We start from the raw sequence: 17,154 nt of genomic DNA on the forward strand, positions 1-17,154 counted from the left end.
TATCGCGTCAGCCGACAACTAAGGTGCTCATCGTGCTTTTCAAGGGATGAGCAGTTCCAACGGGCGTTTTTCGAGCGAGTACTTACGACTCAGAATATTACCCAGCACCTTTTTCGCCGCCGCCTCGCCATGCACCAAGCGAATCTGCGTCGGCCACTCTTTCATCCCCGTGACGAACTCGACCAGTTCGACCTGATCGGCGTGGGCAGAATAGCCTTTTGCGGTATGGACCCCCGCTTTTATATCAAAGCGCTCGCGATCCAGCTCTACATAGCCACCCGACGGGCCGTGCAACTGAATGGCCTCGCCCGGTGTTCCCTTGCCCTGATAGCCGACAAATACCACGTTATGTCGCGTGTCGCCGAGCATGGCTTTCAGGTAATTGACGATTCTGCCTCCGGCACACATACCGTTACCGGCAATCACGATGGCCGGACGCGCCGTGCTGGCCAGGTAGTTGACCGTGCGCAGGTGCTCCTCATGAGTATCGACGGTAACCAGTTGTTCGAAACCCAACGGCTTTCTGCCGACGCCGAGCCTCAGCCGGGCATCCTCATCCCAATAGTCTTCGAACGACTGATAGACCCTGGTAAAACGACTCGCCAGAGGCGAATCAAGGATGATCGGCAACCTCGACCAGTCTGCGCACGGTACGTCACCGTCATCCAGGTGCTCACTGTTCCCGGCGCAATGATCCAACGGCATCTTGCGTCGCAGTATGTCTTCCAGCTCGTAGAGCAATTCCTGGGTTCGGCCGATGCTGAACGCTGGTATCAGGACGGTCCCGTTATACTCCAGCGCCTTGTCTATGATGCGCTCCAGCCCTTGCTGACGAATGCTGCGATCTTCGTGAATACGATTGCCATAGGTGCTTTCCAGGACCAGCACATCCGCGCGCTCGGGCGGCTTCGGCGCAGGCAGAAACGGTGTATGGCTTGCCCCCAGGTCACCGGAAAATACCACCCGCACAGAACGCCCTTGTGCAGGGTATTGAAGATCACACTCTATATAGGCCGAACCCAGTATGTGTCCGGCACGCTGCAAGCGGACCCGGCAATGCAGGGATTCGTTGTCGACCAGACTGAACCATTCATTGAATGGCAAAGCGATGATTCTCTTGTTGATGACGTCCAGGTAGCGCGCGACTTGCCCGGGGTCGTGTGCAAATTCGATTTTCAGGAGATCTTCCATGACCAGTGGCAACAGATGGGCACTGGGCTCACTGCACAGTATCGGCCCCTTGTAACCGGATGCCAGCAACTCGGGAATACGCCCGACATGGTCATTGTGTACATGGCTGATCAACAGCGCCCTGATAGCCTCGGGATCGAATCCGAATGAAGCCGTCCCGGACCGTCTGCCGCGCTCCTGCACCGACCCACAGTCAATCAGCAGGCTGCTCGATGCATTCATGTGCAGTTGATGACACGAGCCCGTTACTGTATCGACAGCGCCGTGATGAATGATTTGCGGGTAGGACATGCAGTCACCTTTTCTTGCCAGCCTGCTCTGAATATGCGGAACATCCGGTAGCAGGTCTGAACATTAAGTTTCGGCGCATTCTGCACTTGAACGATTCATTTTCAAGCCTTGACACAAGGCGGTCAGGGCAGCAGTAATCGACGCTGAAAATGAATATAACCCGCACCCCCTTTAAAATGGGTACGCGAATTAAAAAAGCGAATATTCCTACACGGCGAAGTAACTACTCTTCATATAAGCGAAGAATAAACCGACAGAATTATAAGGCTACTTTTTCAAAAAAAATCGTTTGAAGACACAACGAAGCGCGCCAACTCAGCGGCAGCGCATGTTGCTTCATGAACAAAAGGGAGTGAAAGACGCGCGCTATCGTGTCGCCAGATCGATCTCCGACGACGAATATCATCAACGCTGCTCAGACAGAGCGAGGGGAAGGTGTGCGCTTTTTACGAAGGCTGGCTAGCCACGCCAGTACCGGGCCGATGACCATGCCCACGAGCAAGGCAAGGACAACAGGCAATGCCAGAGGAAGCTGAGGCGCCGACCAACCGAAAAACGTCACGGCGACAGACTGCCGATTCTCAAGCACAAACACGGTGGTTGCCAAAACAACGAGCAACACGGCGACGATCAAAATGACTCGTTTGAAGATACGCATCTGGTGATCCTGTGGTGAATGGCTTTAAAAGCCCTCTTCTTCATCCTCGTTGACCCGGTCCCGCAGCTCTTTGCCCGGCTTGAAATGCGGGACAAACTTGCCATCGAGACTGACCGACTGACCGGTCTTCGGGTTGCGCCCTACCCGCGGTGCGCGGTAATGCAGCGAGAAGCTGCCAAAGCCCCGAATCTCGATTCGGTCTCCGGTTGCCAGGCACTGGGACATTTGTTCAAGCATGGTCTTGATGGCCAGCTCGACATCCTTGGATGAGAGCAGCCCTTGATGGGTGACAATTCGTTCGATCAACTCCGACTTCGTCATATTTTTCCCTTCTTTTTCAAGCAGCTAGATCAGCGCTTGGAAGGTTTTAGCATGACCGGATGAATTTGAACAGCCCATCTATTGACTTATGTTCAACACCGTCTAACCAGGCATGAACAGATTACAGCGACATGACAGGAGAGCGGTACCGGAAGGGAGCTGGAGCAATAGACGAATAAGACGGCCTGAGAGGCCACTGGAGGCGTTTAATGACTCGGACTGTGCGTGAGAGCAAGCCAGAAGCATCCGAATCCGTAGGGCCTGAACGGCATAAACAAAAAAGGACGACCGAAGTCGCCCTTTTTTTGGTCAAGCAGAACTTAGTTCTGTTTTTCCATTTGCGCGCGCAGCAGGTCACCAATAGTGGTAGGACCAGTGCTTTCAGCGACTTCAGGCTTGCTACGCAGGCTCTGGATCGCTTCTTTCTCGTCTTCAACGTCTTTCGACTTGATGGACAAGCTGATTACGCGGCTCTTGCGGTCAACGCTGATGATCTTGGCTTCGATCTCTTCGCCTTCCTTCAGAACGTTACGCGCGTCTTCAACGCGGTCACGGCTGATTTCGGAAGCCTTGAGGGTCGCTTCGATGTCGTCGGCCAGAGTGATGATGGCGCCTTTGGCGTCAACTTCTTTAACGATACCGCGAACGATGGCGCCCTTGTCATTGACAGTGACGTACTCGGAGAACGGATCGCTTTCCAGCTGCTTGATACCCAGCGAGATACGCTCACGCTCAGGATCAACCGACAGGATCACAGTGTCGAGCTCGTCGCCCTTCTTGAAGCGACGTACGGCTTCTTCGCCCACTTCGTTCCAGGAGATGTCGGACAGGTGAACCAGACCGTCGATGCCGCCGTCCAGACCAATGAAGATACCGAAATCGGTGATCGACTTGATGGTGCCGGAGATTTTATCGCCCTTGTTGAACTGGCCAGAGAAATCTTCCCATGGGTTGGATTTGCACTGTTTGATGCCGAGGGAGATACGACGACGCTCTTCGTCGATGTCCAGAACCATGACTTCCACTTCGTCGCCAACCTGAACGACTTTCGAAGGGTGGATGTTCTTGTTGGTCCAGTCCATTTCGGAAACGTGTACCAGGCCTTCCACGCCTTCTTCCAGCTCTGCGAAGCAGCCGTAGTCGGTCAGGTTGGTCACACGCGCGGTAACGCGGGTGCTTTCCGGGTAGCGAGCCTTGATAGCAACCCATGGGTCTTCACCCAGTTGCTTCAGACCCAGGGAAACACGATTGCGCTCACGATCGTACTTCAGGACCTTGACATCGATCTCGTCGCCAACGTTGACGATTTCCGATGGATGCTTGATACGCTTCCAGGCCATGTCGGTAATGTGCAGCAGGCCATCGACGCCACCCAGATCGACGAATGCGCCGTAATCGGTGAGGTTCTTGACGATACCCTTGACTTGCTGACCTTCCTGCAGGGACTCGAGCAGAGCTTCGCGCTCGGCACTGTTCTCGGCTTCCAGGACACTGCGACGGGAAACGACAACGTTGTTGCGCTTCTGGTCCAGCTTGATGACCTTGAACTCGAGCTCTTTGCCTTCCAGGTGAGTCGTGTCACGCACAGGGCGGACGTCAACCAGAGAACCAGGCAGGAACGCACGGATGCCGTTAACGTCGACAGTGAAGCCGCCTTTAACCTTACCGTTGATAACGCCCTTGACCACTTCTTCAGCTGCGAAAGCCGCTTCCAGAACGATCCAGCACTCGGCACGCTTGGCTTTTTCGCGGGACAGCTTGGTTTCGCCAAAGCCATCTTCGACCGCGTCCAGCGCAACGTGAACTTCATCACCGATCTTGATGGTCAGCTCGCCAGCGTCGTTGTGGAACTGTTCCAGCGGGATGAGGCCTTCAGATTTCAGACCGGCGTGAACCGTAACCCAACCTGCCTGGTAGTCGATATCAACGATGATCGCGGTGATGATCGAACCGGCCTGAAGGTTGAGGGTCTTTAGGCTTTCTTCAAAAAGTTCTGCAAAGCTTTCGCTCATTTTAATTCCTGTTGATCAAGGGCGAAGGATACGCCCATCTGCCACGCTCCAGACAACGTGGGTTTCGTTCAAGTAAAAGAAAGCCTACGGGACTATGACTGGTCTCCCACACGCCTCTTCGTCATCCGGCAATACCGCGAAGCGCGATTTCACTCAGAATGCGTTCCAGCACCTGTTCGATGGACAATTCAGTGGAATCCAGCTGTATGGCGTCGTGCGCCGGCTTCAACGGTGCTACCGCTCGCTGGGTGTCACGCTCGTCGCGTGCACATATCTCATCTAGCAGACTCGACAGACTAACATCATCGCCCTTGGCCTTCAACTGCAAGTAACGTCGACGCGCACGCTCCTCGGCACTGGCGGTGAGGAATATCTTCAGCGGTGCATCCGGGAAGACCACGGTGCCCATGTCTCGACCGTCCGCGACCAGGCCCGGCTCTTCCTGAAACGCGCGCTGGCGCAACAGCAACGCATCGCGCACCGCCGGCAGTGAGGCCACCTGCGATGCGCCGCTGCCGACCTGTTCGTTGCGAATGGCGTGGGTGACGTCCTCGCCTTCCAGAATGATGCGCTGCCCCTGCCCTGCCGCAGTCGCCTCGAACTGAACATCCAGATGAGCGGCCAGGAGCTTGAGCGCTTCTTCATTGGTCAGGTCGACACCGTGATTGCGCGCCGCGAAAGCCAGCAGGCGATACAACGCGCCGGAGTCAAGCAGGCACCAGCCGAGCTTTCTGGCCAGCAACCCGGCGACCGTGCCCTTTCCGGAACCGCTGGGTCCGTCGATGGTAATAACAGGAGCTTTGATTTTCACTTTTTGTCCTCTTGCGCTACACGCATGCCAACTTGAGCGCACAGCGCCAGAAAATGGGGAAACAATGCGGCGGCATCCGCGCACGCCTGAATACGGATGGGCGCCGAAGCCCTCAACGATGCAACGCGAAACGCCATGACGATACGCTGATCACCGCGAGCATCAACCTCGCCGCCACCCGGCACACCGCCTTCGATAATGATGCCATCCAGCACGGATTCGACCTCGATGCCGACAGCCAGCAAACCGTCAGCCATCAGCCTGACGCACTCTGCCTCATCGGCTTGCAGGGCCTGCGCGCCGCGCAGAATGGTACGCCCTTCTGCGCAGGCTGCGGCAACAAGAAGCACCGGAAATGCATTCAGCGCCAGAGGCACCAGCGCTTCGGGGATGTCAGCGCCTTTGAGCCGGGCCGAGCGAACGTGCAGATCAGCGACCGTTTCATCCGCCAGCTTGCGGACGTTCTGCAGCACGATATCGCCGCCCATCAGGCGCAAGATATCGATCGCCCCCTCGCACGAGGAACTGACGGAAACGTCTTCCAGCAGCAGATCGCAGCCTTCACTGATCGACGTCGCGACCATGAACAGCACCGCCGACGTCACATCCACCGGCCCTTTGATGCGATGACTGACACCCTCCGCAGCCCCGCCGTGAATTGCACGAGGCTCGCCAGCTGCGCTATCGACACGGGCACGGCTGGCCAGGATTCTGCCAAAGTGCTCCCTCGCTGCGCGCGCGCGGGTAAATACGTCCATCAACTGCGCGCCGTCACCGGCATCCACTGCGTCGCGCAAGGCGTCGAGATCGGTGCGAAAGCTGTCCAGAGTGCGCAGTACAGCATCACGGTTGGCCATGAAAATGTCATGCCACATGGTCGGATCGCTGCCTGCGATGCGCGTGAAATCACGAAACCCGCCTGCGGCATACCTGAATATGTCCAGGTTTTCGTTGCGCTTGGCCAGCGAATCGACCAGACCGAATGCCAACAGGTGCGGCAGATGGCTGGTGGCAGCCAGCACCTCATCGTGGCGCTCGACCTGCATGTGCTCTACGTCAGCCCCCAGGGCAGACCACAACTGGTCGACAATCGCCACCGCATGAGGATCGGTTTCAGCCAGCGGCGTGAGAATGACCTTATGGCGACGAAACAGCGCCGCATTGGACGCCTCGACGCCGCTCTGCTCGGAACCGGCAATCGGATGGCCGGGCACGAAGCGCGACGGCATGTGCCCGAACGCCTGACGTGCAGCCCTCACCACATTGCCTTTGGCGCTGCCGACATCGGTCAGGATTGCCTGCCCCAGATCGATAGGCGCCAGCAGCGCAAGCAGCTTTTCCATGGCCAGTATCGGCACTGCCAGCTGAATCACGTCAGCGCCACGGCAGGCTACAGCAAGATCGGCCTCACAACGGTCCACGACCCCCAGCTCGACCGCAAGCCGTCGCGACTGTGGATCAAGATCGACACCGACCACCTCGCGACATAGCCCGCTTTCGCGTACGCCCTTGGCAAAGGAACCGCCAATCAGCCCAAGCCCGACGACCACCAGTCGACCGATCAGCGGCCGTACTGAATGTTCTGCAATCACATCAACCACGCGAACATACCTGACAGCCCGGCAAGGTAAAAAACAAATGCATCATGGAGCGCGCCCTCAGAGAACCGCCTTCGGGTAAGAACCCAACACCTTCAAGGCCACCGCCTCACTGCTGATTTGCTCCAGCACGGCCTTGACCAGCGGATCCTTGTGATGCCCGACGAAGTCGATGAAGAACACGTAGGTCCACTTGCCACTGCGCGAAGGACGGGTCTCGATCCGTGTCAGGTCCAGGCCATTCTCGTGGAACGGCACCAGCAACTCGTGCAGCGCGCCGGGCTTGTTGCTCATCGACACAATGATCGAGGTCTTGTCATCCCCGGTCGGCGGGACTTCCTGATTGCCGATAATGAGAAAGCGCGTGGAATTGTCCGGACGATCTTCGATCTTTTCCGCCAGCCGGGTCAGGCCATACAGACCTGCCGCCATATCGCCGGCGATGGCCGCCGAGTTCCACTCGCCCTTGACCCGTTTGGCAGCCTCGGCGTTGCTGGCAACGGCGACGCGCTCGACATTCGGGTAATGGGCATCCAGCCATTTACGGCACTGGGCCAGTGACTGAGCATGGGAATAGATGCGCGTGATGCTTTCGGTCTTGGTGCTTTCGCCCACCAGCAGATGGTGGTGAATGCGCAATTCAACTTCGCCGCAGATCACCATGTCGTGTTCAAGAAAGCTGTCGAGGGTGTGATTGACCGCGCCTTCGGTGGAGTTTTCCACCGGAACCACGCCGAAATTCACGGCACCGGCGACCACTTCGCGAAACACTTCGTCAATTGCGGCCATCGGCAGACTGATGACGGCGTGGCCGAAATGCTTCATTGCAGCGGCCTGGGTGAACGTCCCCTCAGGGCCAAGATAGGCAACCTTGAGCGGCTGTTCCAGCGCCAGGCAGGAAGACATGATTTCGCGGAACAGACGCGCCATTTCTTCGTTGCTCAACGGTCCGCGATTGCGTTCCATGACCCGCCTGAGCACCGCAGCTTCGCGCTCCGGACGATAGAATACAGGCACCTCGCCTTCAGCCAGCGAGGACATCTTGACCCTGGCCACTTCCTGGGCACAGCGGGCACGCTCGCTGATCAGTTCCAGAACCTTCTCATCGAGGCTGTCGATACGGACGCGAAGCGCCTTGAGTTCTTGCTCGGACATCAGCCGTGCTCCTTCTCGAAGTCTTTCATGTAGGCCACCAGCGCGTTGATGGCGTTGATATCGATCGCGTTGTAGATGGATGCACGCATGCCGCCCACCGAGCGATGGCCCTTGAGGTTAAGCAGGCCGTTTGCATCGGCACCGGCCAGGAACGGCTTGTCGAGACGATCGTCAGCCAGACGGAACGGGACGTTCATCCACGAACGATCAGGCTTGTTGATCGGGTTGCTGTACAGCTCGCTGGCGTCGATGAAGTCATACAGCGTGCGCTGCTTGATTTCGTTGCGCTTGCCGATCGCTTCGACACCGCCCTGCTCTTTCAGCCATTCGAAGACCAGCCCGGACAGGTACCAGGCCAGGGTCGGCGGCGTGTTGTACATCGAGCCATTGTCGGCCGCGACCTTGTAGTCGAGCATGGTCGGGCACAGCGAGCGAGCGCGGCCCAGCAGGTCTTCGCGAATGATCACCACCACGATGCCGCTGGGGCCGATGTTCTTCTGGGCGCCGGCGTAGATCATGCCGAAACGCGAGATATCGAGCGGACGCGAGAGGATGTCCGAAGACATGTCGGCCACAAGGGGCACGTCGCCGGTTTCCGGAATCCAGTTGAATTCCAGACCGCCAATGGTTTCGTTTGGCGCGTAGTGGACGTAAGCCGCGTCCTTGGACAGCTTCCACTCGTTCTGGCCGGGAATCGCAAAGTAATCGTAGGCCTTGGCGCTGGCCGCGACGTTGATTGCGCCGTAGCGCGACGCCTCGTCGATAGCCTTCTGCGACCAGATGCCGGTGTCGATGTAATCGGCCTTGCCATTTTCAGGCAGCAGGTTCAGCGCAATCTGGGCGAACTGCTGGCTGGCACCGCCTTGCAGGAACAACACTTTGTAATTCGAAGGAATGGACAGCAGGTCACGCAGATCCTGCTCGGCCTTGGTGGCAATGGAGACGAACTCATCACTGCGGTGGCTCATTTCCATGACGGAAAGGCCTTTGCCATGCCAGTCGAGGAGTTCCGCCTGGGCACGCAGCAGAACAGCTTCAGGAAGCGCAGCAGGACCTGCGCAGAAGTTAAAGGCTCGCTTGCTCATATCCACTCTCGTCAAATACGTTGGGTCTGTACGCGCTTGTTTCTGATTACTTGCCACGAGCAGACAGACGCCGCAGCGACTGGCAGCTCCTTGCGAGAATCTTGATCCGGCCGCCGGGCTGGCCGAATGCCGCAAGGGCTGGACTTGCCTGGAATGCAGATGCATGCACAGACGAGCCAGCCCTTACCTGATTTACGTTAGCGCTTAGTTCTGTGGTTCGTCTTCGTCTGACGCAGCATCCGCCTGCAGGTCTTCACCAGCATCGTCCACTTCAGCGGCATCGACGATCACGCCGTCGACAAGCTCACCTTCAAGCTCTTCGCCTTCGACTTCCGACGGCTCCTGAACACGCTCCAGACCAACCAGCTTCTCGTCGCTGGCCAGCTTGATCAGGGTAACGCCCTGGGTGTTACGACCCAGACTGGAGACTTCACCGACGCGGGTACGAACCAGCGTGCCCTGGTCGGAAATCAGCATGATTTCTTCGCCATCGAGCACCTGAACCGCGCCGACCAGACGGCCATTACGCTCGTTGCTGACCATGGCGATGACGCCCTGACCGCCGCGCTTGTACTCAGGGAACTCGGAAATCGCCGTACGCTTGCCGTAGCCGCGCTCGGAAGCGGTCAGAATCTGGCTGCCTTCTTCCGGGATCAGCATCGAAATCAGCTTTTGCCCTTCTGGCAGACGCATACCACGAACACCGCGAGCGGTACGGCCCATGGCGCGTACGTCGGATTCCTTGAAGCGGGTCACCTTGCCACCGTCGGAGAACAGCATGATTTCCTGCTCGCCATCGGTAATGGCTGCAGAGATCAGGATGTCGCCCTCGTCCAGTTCAAGGGCGATGAGGCCCGAGCTGCGCTGACGGCTGAATGCAACCAGCGGGGTCTTCTTGACGGTACCGTTGGCGGTGGACATGAAGATGAACGGAGCCTTCTTCTTGTCGGCAGCCTTGATACGGGCCTTGCGCTCTTCTTCGGTCTCGCTGCTGTTTTCCGCGTCGTCCAGCTCGCCTTCCAGGGCCTCGCCTTCTTCATCGGCACGCTTGCGCATGGCTTCGAGGTCGACCGGCAGCATGGTGGTGATGTATTCGCCATCGCTCAACGGCAACAGGTTGACCAGCGGACGACCACGAGCAGCGCGGGACGCTTCCGGAATCTCGTAGGTCTTGAGCCAGTAGACCTTGCCCTTGCTGGAGAACATCAGCAGCGTGGTGTGGCTGTTGGCGACCAGCAGGTGAGCGATGTAGTCCTCATCCTTGATGCCGGTGGCCGACTTGCCCTTGCCGCCGCGGCGCTGAGCCTGATAGACCGCCAAAGGCTGAGTCTTGGCATAACCGCCGTGGGAAATGGTGACCACACGCTCTTCTTCGGTGATCAGGTCACCCAGCGTCAGGTCCAGGCGCGCATCGAGAATTTCGGTGCGACGGGCATCGCCGTATTCGGAGCGGATCAGTTCCAGTTCTTCGCGGATCACTTCCATCAGGCGCGTTGCGCTGTTGAGGATGCGGATCAGCTCGCCGATCTGGTTGAGGATTTCCTGGTACTCGCCCAGCAGCTTCTCGTGCTCCAGACCGGTCAGGCGGTGCAGACGCAATTCCAGAATGGCCTGAGCCTGTTCCGGCGACAGGAAATATTTGCCTTCACGCAGACCGTATTGCGGATCGAGGTTCTCGGGGCGGCACGAATCGGCACCGGCACGCTCGACCATCTCGACCACTGCGCTCGACTCCCAAGGCGTCTTGATCAGCGCTTCCTTGGCTTCGGCAGGTGTCGGAGAGGCCTTGATGAGGGCGATGACCGGGTCGATGTTGGACAGCGCAACAGCCTGACCCTCAAGGATATGGCCACGCTCGCGCGCCTTGCGCAGTTCGAACACGGTACGGCGGGTCACCACTTCGCGGCGATGACGAACGAAGGCTTCCAGCAGGTCCTTGAGGTTCAGGATGCGCGGACGACCGTCGATCAGGGCAACGATGTTGATACCGAAAACGCTTTGCAGCTGGGTCTGGGCATAAAGGTTGTTGAGGATAACCTCAGGCACTTCGCCACGACGCAGCTCGATGACCACGCGCATACCGTCCTTGTCGGACTCGTCGCGCAGCTCGGTGATGCCTTCGAGTTTCTTTTCCTTGACCAGCTCGGCGATCTTCTCGATCAGACGTGCCTTGTTCAGTTGGTAAGGCAACTCGGTGATGACGATCTGCTGGCGACCGCCAACCTTGTCGATGTCTTCGACGATGGAGCGGGCACGCATGTAAATGCGTCCGCGGCCCGTGCGATAGGCTTCGATGATGCCGGCGCGACCGTTGATGATTGCCGCAGTCGGGAAATCCGGGCCGGGGATGTATTGCATCAACTCGTCGACCGTCAACTCGGGGTTGTCGATCAGCGCCAGGCAACCGTCGATGACTTCACCGAGGTTGTGCGGCGGAATGTTGGTCGCCATGCCCACGGCGATACCGCTGGAACCGTTGACCAGCAGATTGGGAATACGGGTCGGCATGACCGCCGGGATCATCTCGGTGCCGTCGTAGTTCGGCACCCAGTCCACGGTTTCCTTGTGCAGGTCGGCCAGCAGCTCGTGCGCCAGCTTGGTCATGCGCACTTCGGTGTATCGCATGGCGGCGGCGTTGTCGCCGTCGACCGAACCGAAGTTGCCCTGACCGTCTACCAGCAGGTAGCGCAGCGAGAATGGCTGAGCCATACGAACGATGGTGTCGTACACGGCGGTGTCGCCGTGCGGGTGATACTTACCGATCACGTCACCAACCACACGGGCGGATTTCTTGTACGGCTTGTTCCAGTCGTTACCCAGCTCGCTCATTGCGAACAACACGCGCCGGTGCACGGGCTTCAAGCCGTCGCGTGCATCGGGCAGTGCGCGACCGACGATTACGCTCATCGCGTAGTCGAGGTAGGACTGCTTCAGCTCGTCTTCGATATTGACCGGGAGGATTTCTTTGGCCAGTTCGCCCATGAGAAGCCTGATTCCTTTTTCTGGTGAAACCTCGCAAACCCATTCGGGGTATACGAAGCTCGCCGCTGCCAGCATGTGCGGGGCAGCGACTTACGACAAATCAACGAGTTATGCCATGAATCTACGCAGCGTGGGCGACCACAATCAGTGTCCCCGATAACCGCCGGATATTACCACAATCGCCGAGGCGCTCACATCCTTTGCAGGCGCTGAAAGCGAGCCGCAGACGCATAACACGCCTGAGAAACGCTTACAGGCCCGTCCAGCCGCATTGCACAACGGCGAAGGGTCGGGCCTGTCAGCCTCAGTGAAGGTGTTTACGGCTCATCAATTGAGCCATGCGCGCGGTATCGGGACGCTCGACAATGCCCTTTTCAGTCACGATGGCGTCGATCAGGTCTGCCGGCGTCACATCGAACACCGGGTTGAAAGCCTCGACCTCGGCGCCGACTCGCTGACCGCCTACTTCAAGCAGTTCGCGACCGTCACGCTCTTCGATGACGATGTCGTCGCCACTGGCCATTTCCATGTCGATGGTCGAACTCGGCGCGACCACCATGAAGCGCACCCCGTGGTGCATGGCGGCAACGGCGAGCTGATAGGTACCGATCTTGTTCGCCACATCACCGTTGGCGGTGATGCGGTCGGCACCGACGATGACCCAGGTGATGCCCTTGGTACGCATCAGGTGCGCCGCGGCGGAATCTGCGTTCAGGGTCACCGGGATGCCCTCGTTGGCCAGCTCCCAGGCGGTCAGACGCGAGCCCTGCAGCCAAGGCCGGGTTTCGTCGGCGTAGACCCGCTCGATCATGCCTTCCAGATGCGCCGCGCGAATCACCCCCAGCGCCGTGCCAAAGCCCCCAGTGGCCAGCGCCCCGGTATTGCAGTGGGTGAGCACCGTCTGCAGATTGCCCTGGTGCTTGCGGATCAGGTCGGCGCCCAGCTGCGCCATGGTCAGATTGGCCTCGCGGTCGCTCAGGTGAATCGCCACGGCTTCGGCCTCGAGGGCTGCCAGCGGGTCATCGCCATCCTTGACGCGCATCAGCCGATCCCGCATCCGGTTCAGCGCCCAGAACAGGTTCACTGCAGTCGGGCGCGAATCGGCCAGCAACTGCATGTCCTCTTCCAGCGCCGGATACCAGTCTGCACCCTGCGCAATACGCGCACGTGCGGCCAGCACAGCACCATAAGCGGCACTGATGCCGATAGCCGGCGCCCCGCGCACGACCATCGTGCGAATCGCTTCGGCGACTCCCTCGGCGGTGGTATAGCGGTGCCAGACTTCCTCGAACGGCAGTACCCGCTGGTCCAGCAGGTACAGAGCGTCGTCCCGCCAATCGATGGCCTTAACTTTCTCCGCAGCCAACAGTCGATCGCGCATCGCCAACTCCATCTTGAACATCCGAAACCCAGCATCAAAAGCCGCTGATTATAGCGAGCCGCCTGCGAAGACGCTCGGGTATACTTCGTCATCAACGTAATAAACGATGGAAACCTTCTCATGCCGAACGCTACAGCACCGCTCGACCTTTTGCTCCTGCCCGCCTGGCTGGTGCCGGTCGAGCCCGCAGGCGTCGTGCTCAAGGACCACGGCATCGGCATTCGCGATGGCTGTATCGTCTATATCGGTCCACGTGCCGAAGCGCTGCGGCAGAACGCCGTGCAGGTGCAGGAACTGCCCGGCATGCTGCTCAGCCCCGGCCTGATCAACGCCCACGGCCATGCGGCGATGACCCTGTTTCGCGGGCTGGCCGACGATCTGCCGCTGATGACCTGGCTGCAGGACCACATCTGGCCTGCCGAAGGCAAGTGGGTCGATGAAGACTTCGTGCGTGACGGCACAGACCTGGCCATCGCCGAGCAGCTCAAGGGCGGCATCACGTGTTTCTCCGACATGTATTTCTACCCCAAGGTGGCCGCCGAACGCGTCCATGCCAGCGGCATGCGCGCGCAGATCACCGTCCCGGTGCTGGATTTTCCGATTCCAGGTGCCCACACCACGGCTGAAGCCCTGCACAACGGCATCGAACTGTTCAACGACCTCGTTCACCATCCACGCATCAAGATCGCCTTCGGCCCGCATGCGCCCTATACCGTGAGCGATGAGAACCTGGAGAAGGTCCGGGTGATCGCCGACGAGCTGGACGCCACGATCCAGATGCACGTGCACGAGACCGCATTTGAGGTCGAGCAGGCTGTCGAGCAACGCCAGGAGCGCCCCCTCGCCCGCCTCAACCGGCTGGGCATGCTCGGGCCGCGCTTCCAGGCCGTGCACATGACGCAGATCAGCGACGACGATCTGGCCCTGCTGGTGGAAAGCAACACCAACGTCATTCATTGCCCGGAATCCAATCTCAAGCTGGCCAGCGGTTTCTGCCCGGTCGAACGACTGTGGCAGGCGGGTGTGAACGTTGCGGTGGGCACCGACGGCGCGGCCAGCAACAATGACCTGGACCTGCTCGGCGAAACCCGCACCGCCGCCTTGCTGGCCAAGGCTGTCGCCGGCTCTGCCACGGCGCTGGATGCACACCGCGCGCTGCGCATGGCGACGCTCAATGGCGCTCGCGCCCTGGGTATTCAGGCCGAGACCGGCTCGCTGGAGATCGGCAAGGCGGCGGACATGGTCGCTTTCGACCTGTCGGGCCTGGCCCAGCAACCGATTTACGACCCGGTGTCGCAGCTTATATATGCCACTGGCCGCGATTGCGTGAGTCATGTCTGGGTGGCCGGCAAGCAATTGCTCGACGCTCGCCGGCTGACCCGCATGGATGAGCCCGCACTGCGCGACACCGCGATTGCGTGGGGCCAGCGTATTTCCGGTAAAGCCGAATAATTCGATTCGGACCGAACACATGTCAGTCAGGCTTATCTATAAGCCTGACTGACGAAAAAGAATTTTGAGTTCAAGAGGGACACCCATGAGCAACGTCGACCGCGCAGAAATCGCCAAATTCGAGGCCCTGGCCCATCGCTGGTGGGACCGCGAAAGCGAATTCAAGCCGCTGCATGACATCAACCCGCTGCGCGTCAACTGGATCGACGAGCGCGTCGGTCTGGCGGGCAAGAAAGTGCTGGACGTCGGTTGCGGCGGCGGCATCCTCAGCGAGGCGATGGCCCTGCGCGGCGCAACGGTGACCGGCATCGACATGGGCGAAGCGCCGCTGGCAGTCGCACAGCTGCACCAGCTCGAATCGGGTGTCAGCGTCGAGTACCGGCAGATCACTGCCGAGGACATGGCCGAAGAAATGCCCGAGCAGTACGATGTGGTGACTTGCCTGGAAATGCTCGAGCACGTGCCGGACCCGTCCTCGGTGATCCGCGCCTGCTACCGCATGGTCAAGCCTGGCGGTCAGGTATTCTTCTCGACCATCAACCGTAATCCGAAAGCCTATCTGTTCGCTGTGGTCGGCGCCGAATACATCCTCAACCTACTGCCGCGCGGCACCCACGACTTCAAGAAATTCATCCGCCCTTCCGAGCTGGGCGCCTGGAGCCGTGACGCCGGCCTGCAGGTCAAGGACGTCATCGGCCTGACCTACAACCCGCTGACCAAGCATTACAAGTTGACCTCCGATGTCGGCGTCAACTACATGATCCAGACCCTGCGGGAGGCATGACAGATGCGCCTGAGAGCGGTTTTATTCGACATGGACGGCACTCTGCTCGACACCGCACCGGACTTCATCGCCATTGCCCAGGCGATGCTTGCCGATCGCAACCTGCCGGCGGTGCCGGACAAACTGATCCGCGACGAAGTTTCCGGTGGCGCCAGAGCCATGGTCGCGGCCACCTTTGCGATGTCCCCCGAAGATCCACAATTCGAGGCGTTGCGTCTGGAGTTTCTGGAACGCTATCAGCGTGACTGCGCCGTCCACAGCAAACTGTTCGACGGCATGGACGAATTGCTGGCCGACATCGAGAAGGCCGGCCTGATCTGGGGGGTGGTGACCAACAAGCCGGTGCGCTTCGCTCAGCCCATCATGGAGCGGCTCGGCCTGGCGGAACGCTCGGCGCTGCTGATCTGCCCTGATCACGTCACACACAGCAAGCCACACCCGGAACCGATGATCCTGGCCTGCCGGATGCTCGACCTGGACCCGGCCAGCGTTCTGTTCGTAGGCGACGATCTGCGCGACATCGAGTCCGGGCGCGACGCCGGCACAAAAACCGCCGCCGTGCGCTACGGCTACATCCACCCCGACGACAATCCCGATCACTGGGGTGCCGACGTGGTGGTCGATCATCCGCTGGAATTGCGCAAGGTGCTGGATAACGCACTGTGCAGCTGCTAAACGAGGCTTTACATGTTTGATTACTCCGCGCACCCGGAACTGCTCAAGGGCCGGATCATTCTGGTCACCGGTGCCGCTCGCGGCATCGGTGCCGCAGCCGCCAAAGCCTATGCAGCACATGGCGCCACCGTCTTGCTGCTGGGCAGGACCGACGCCAGCCTGGCTCAGGTTCATGACGAGATAAAGGCAGCAGGTCAGTTGCCGCCACTGGTCATACCCTTCGATCTGCAAAGCGCCGACCCGGCGCAGTACCACGCGCTGGCGGCCATGATCGAGCGCACAGTCGGCCGTCTAGACGGGCTGCTGCATAACGCCTCGATCATCGGCCCGCGTACTTCGGTGGAACACCTGCCCGGCGAAGACTTCATGCAGGTCATGCACGTCAACGTCAATGCCACCTTCATGCTCACCCAGGCACTGCTGCCGCTGCTTCAGCGTTCGGCGGATGCGTCGATAGCCTTCACCTCCAGCAGCGTAGGTCGCAAGGGGCGCGCACAATGGGGCGCTTACGGCGTGTCGAAGTTTGCCACCGAAGGCCTGATGCAAACCCTTGCTGACGAGCTGGAGGGCGTCAGCACGGTCCGCGCCAATAGCATCAACCCTGGCGCAACCCGCACAGGCATGCGCGCGCAGGCCTATCCGGATGAAAATCCACAGAACAATCCGGCGCCTGAAGAGATCATGCCGGTCTATCTGTACCTGATGGGGCCGGACAGCAAAGGCATCAATGGGCAGGCATTGAATGCCCAGTGACAGGG

14 protein-coding genes are annotated in these 17,154 nt (G+C 59.4%); 4 read left to right on the plus strand and 10 right to left on the minus strand.

What is annotated here, in order from left to right; genetic code table 11:
- Window positions 1-39 precede the first annotated feature (39 nt).
- The 10 genes from AC54XV_RS18725 to mtnA all read right to left on the minus strand — a co-directional run bounded on the left by AC54XV_RS18725 (window position 40) and on the right by mtnA (window position 13,485).
- Entirely contained in the window at window positions 40-1,482 is a 1,443-nt protein-coding gene (locus AC54XV_RS18725; RefSeq protein WP_104652882.1) for an MBL fold metallo-hydrolase RNA specificity domain-containing protein, read from the minus strand.
- 415 nt (window positions 1,483-1,897) lie between these two features.
- Complete coding sequence (locus AC54XV_RS18730; protein ID WP_024638886.1) at window positions 1,898-2,140, minus strand: lipopolysaccharide assembly protein LapA domain-containing protein; 243 nt, start codon at window positions 2,138-2,140, stop codon at window positions 1,898-1,900.
- 24 nt (window positions 2,141-2,164) lie between these two features.
- On the minus strand, window positions 2,165-2,461 hold the full coding sequence (gene ihfB, locus AC54XV_RS18735; protein WP_002554561.1) for an integration host factor subunit beta: 297 nt from the start codon (window positions 2,459-2,461) through the stop codon (window positions 2,165-2,167).
- A gap of 320 nt (window positions 2,462-2,781) precedes the next feature.
- On the minus strand, window positions 2,782-4,473 hold the full coding sequence (gene rpsA / locus AC54XV_RS18740) for a 30S ribosomal protein S1 (protein WP_002554562.1): 1,692 nt from the start codon (window positions 4,471-4,473) through the stop codon (window positions 2,782-2,784).
- A gap of 121 nt (window positions 4,474-4,594) precedes the next feature.
- Complete coding sequence (gene cmk, locus AC54XV_RS18745) at window positions 4,595-5,284, minus strand: (d)CMP kinase (RefSeq protein ID WP_002554563.1); 690 nt, start codon at window positions 5,282-5,284, stop codon at window positions 4,595-4,597.
- Complete coding sequence (locus AC54XV_RS18750; RefSeq protein ID WP_060409491.1) at window positions 5,281-6,885, minus strand: prephenate dehydrogenase/arogenate dehydrogenase family protein; 1,605 nt, start codon at window positions 6,883-6,885, stop codon at window positions 5,281-5,283. Before AC54XV_RS18750 ends, cmk begins: the two co-directional genes overlap by 4 nt.
- Before the next feature lie 57 nt (window positions 6,886-6,942).
- Window positions 6,943-8,037, minus strand: coding sequence for a prephenate dehydratase (gene pheA, locus AC54XV_RS18755; protein WP_003404232.1), 1,095 nt, complete (start codon window positions 8,035-8,037; stop codon window positions 6,943-6,945).
- Window positions 8,037-9,122 carry a 3-phosphoserine/phosphohydroxythreonine transaminase gene (serC, locus tag AC54XV_RS18760; protein ID WP_003393775.1) on the minus strand — a complete coding sequence of 362 codons (1,086 nt, stop codon included), beginning with the start codon at window positions 9,120-9,122 and terminating at the stop codon, window positions 8,037-8,039. The genes pheA and serC overlap by 1 nt, the downstream gene beginning before the upstream one ends.
- 204 nt (window positions 9,123-9,326) lie before the next feature.
- Complete coding sequence (gyrA, locus tag AC54XV_RS18765) at window positions 9,327-12,104, minus strand: DNA gyrase subunit A (protein WP_003314654.1); 2,778 nt, start codon at window positions 12,102-12,104, stop codon at window positions 9,327-9,329.
- Between the two features lie 304 nt (window positions 12,105-12,408).
- Window positions 12,409-13,485, minus strand: coding sequence for an S-methyl-5-thioribose-1-phosphate isomerase (gene mtnA / locus AC54XV_RS18770; RefSeq protein WP_003404235.1), 1,077 nt, complete (start codon window positions 13,483-13,485; stop codon window positions 12,409-12,411).
- A gap of 120 nt (window positions 13,486-13,605) precedes the next feature.
- Between mtnA and AC54XV_RS18775 the strand changes: the two genes are divergently transcribed.
- The 4 genes from AC54XV_RS18775 (at window position 13,606) to AC54XV_RS18790 (ending at window position 17,149) form a co-directional block, all read left to right on the plus strand.
- A complete protein-coding gene (locus AC54XV_RS18775) occupies window positions 13,606-14,937 on the plus strand; it encodes a TRZ/ATZ family hydrolase (protein WP_024638883.1) in 1,332 nt (443 codons plus the stop codon).
- An 85-nt stretch (window positions 14,938-15,022) separates the two neighbouring features.
- Window positions 15,023-15,721 carry a bifunctional 2-polyprenyl-6-hydroxyphenol methylase/3-demethylubiquinol 3-O-methyltransferase UbiG gene (ubiG, locus tag AC54XV_RS18780; protein WP_003369710.1) on the plus strand — a complete coding sequence of 233 codons (699 nt, stop codon included), beginning with the start codon at window positions 15,023-15,025 and terminating at the stop codon, window positions 15,719-15,721.
- Window positions 15,722-15,724: 3 nt separating this feature from the next.
- Window positions 15,725-16,396 (plus strand): N-acetylmuramic acid 6-phosphate phosphatase MupP, encoded by a 672-nt coding sequence (gene mupP, locus AC54XV_RS18785; RefSeq protein WP_024638882.1) that lies wholly within the window; start codon window positions 15,725-15,727, stop codon window positions 16,394-16,396.
- Window positions 16,397-16,408: 12 nt separating this feature from the next.
- On the plus strand, window positions 16,409-17,149 hold the full coding sequence (locus AC54XV_RS18790) for a YciK family oxidoreductase (RefSeq protein WP_003404242.1): 741 nt from the start codon (window positions 16,409-16,411) through the stop codon (window positions 17,147-17,149).
- Window positions 17,150-17,154: the final 5 nt, after the last annotated feature.

It is taken from the genome of Pseudomonas fragariae (ex Marin et al. 2024) (assembly GCF_059621105.1).

Bases quoted from the DNA above. Each gene is read 5' to 3' on its own strand.
- rpsA (WP_002554562.1), bottom strand. From the start codon at position 4,473: ATGAGCGAAAGCTTTGCAGAACTTTTTGAAGAAAGCCTAAAGACCCTC.
- mupP (WP_024638882.1), top strand. From the start codon at position 15,725: ATGCGCCTGAGAGCGGTTTTATTCGACATGGACGGCACTCTGCTCGAC.
- mtnA (WP_003404235.1), bottom strand. From the start codon at position 13,485: ATGCGCGATCGACTGTTGGCTGCGGAGAAAGTTAAGGCCATCGATTGG.
- ihfB (WP_002554561.1), bottom strand. From the start codon at position 2,461: ATGACGAAGTCGGAGTTGATCGAACGAATTGTCACCCATCAAGGGCTG.
- serC (WP_003393775.1), bottom strand. From the start codon at position 9,122: ATGAGCAAGCGAGCCTTTAACTTCTGCGCAGGTCCTGCTGCGCTTCCT.
- pheA (WP_003404232.1), bottom strand. From the start codon at position 8,037: ATGTCCGAGCAAGAACTCAAGGCGCTTCGCGTCCGTATCGACAGCCTC.
- ubiG (WP_003369710.1), top strand. From the start codon at position 15,023: ATGAGCAACGTCGACCGCGCAGAAATCGCCAAATTCGAGGCCCTGGCC.
- AC54XV_RS18775 (WP_024638883.1), top strand. From the start codon at position 13,606: ATGCCGAACGCTACAGCACCGCTCGACCTTTTGCTCCTGCCCGCCTGG.
- AC54XV_RS18730 (WP_024638886.1), bottom strand. From the start codon at position 2,140: ATGCGTATCTTCAAACGAGTCATTTTGATCGTCGCCGTGTTGCTCGTT.
- AC54XV_RS18725 (WP_104652882.1), bottom strand. From the start codon at position 1,482: ATGTCCTACCCGCAAATCATTCATCACGGCGCTGTCGATACAGTAACG.
- gyrA (WP_003314654.1), bottom strand. From the start codon at position 12,104: ATGGGCGAACTGGCCAAAGAAATCCTCCCGGTCAATATCGAAGACGAG.
- AC54XV_RS18790 (WP_003404242.1), top strand. From the start codon at position 16,409: ATGTTTGATTACTCCGCGCACCCGGAACTGCTCAAGGGCCGGATCATT.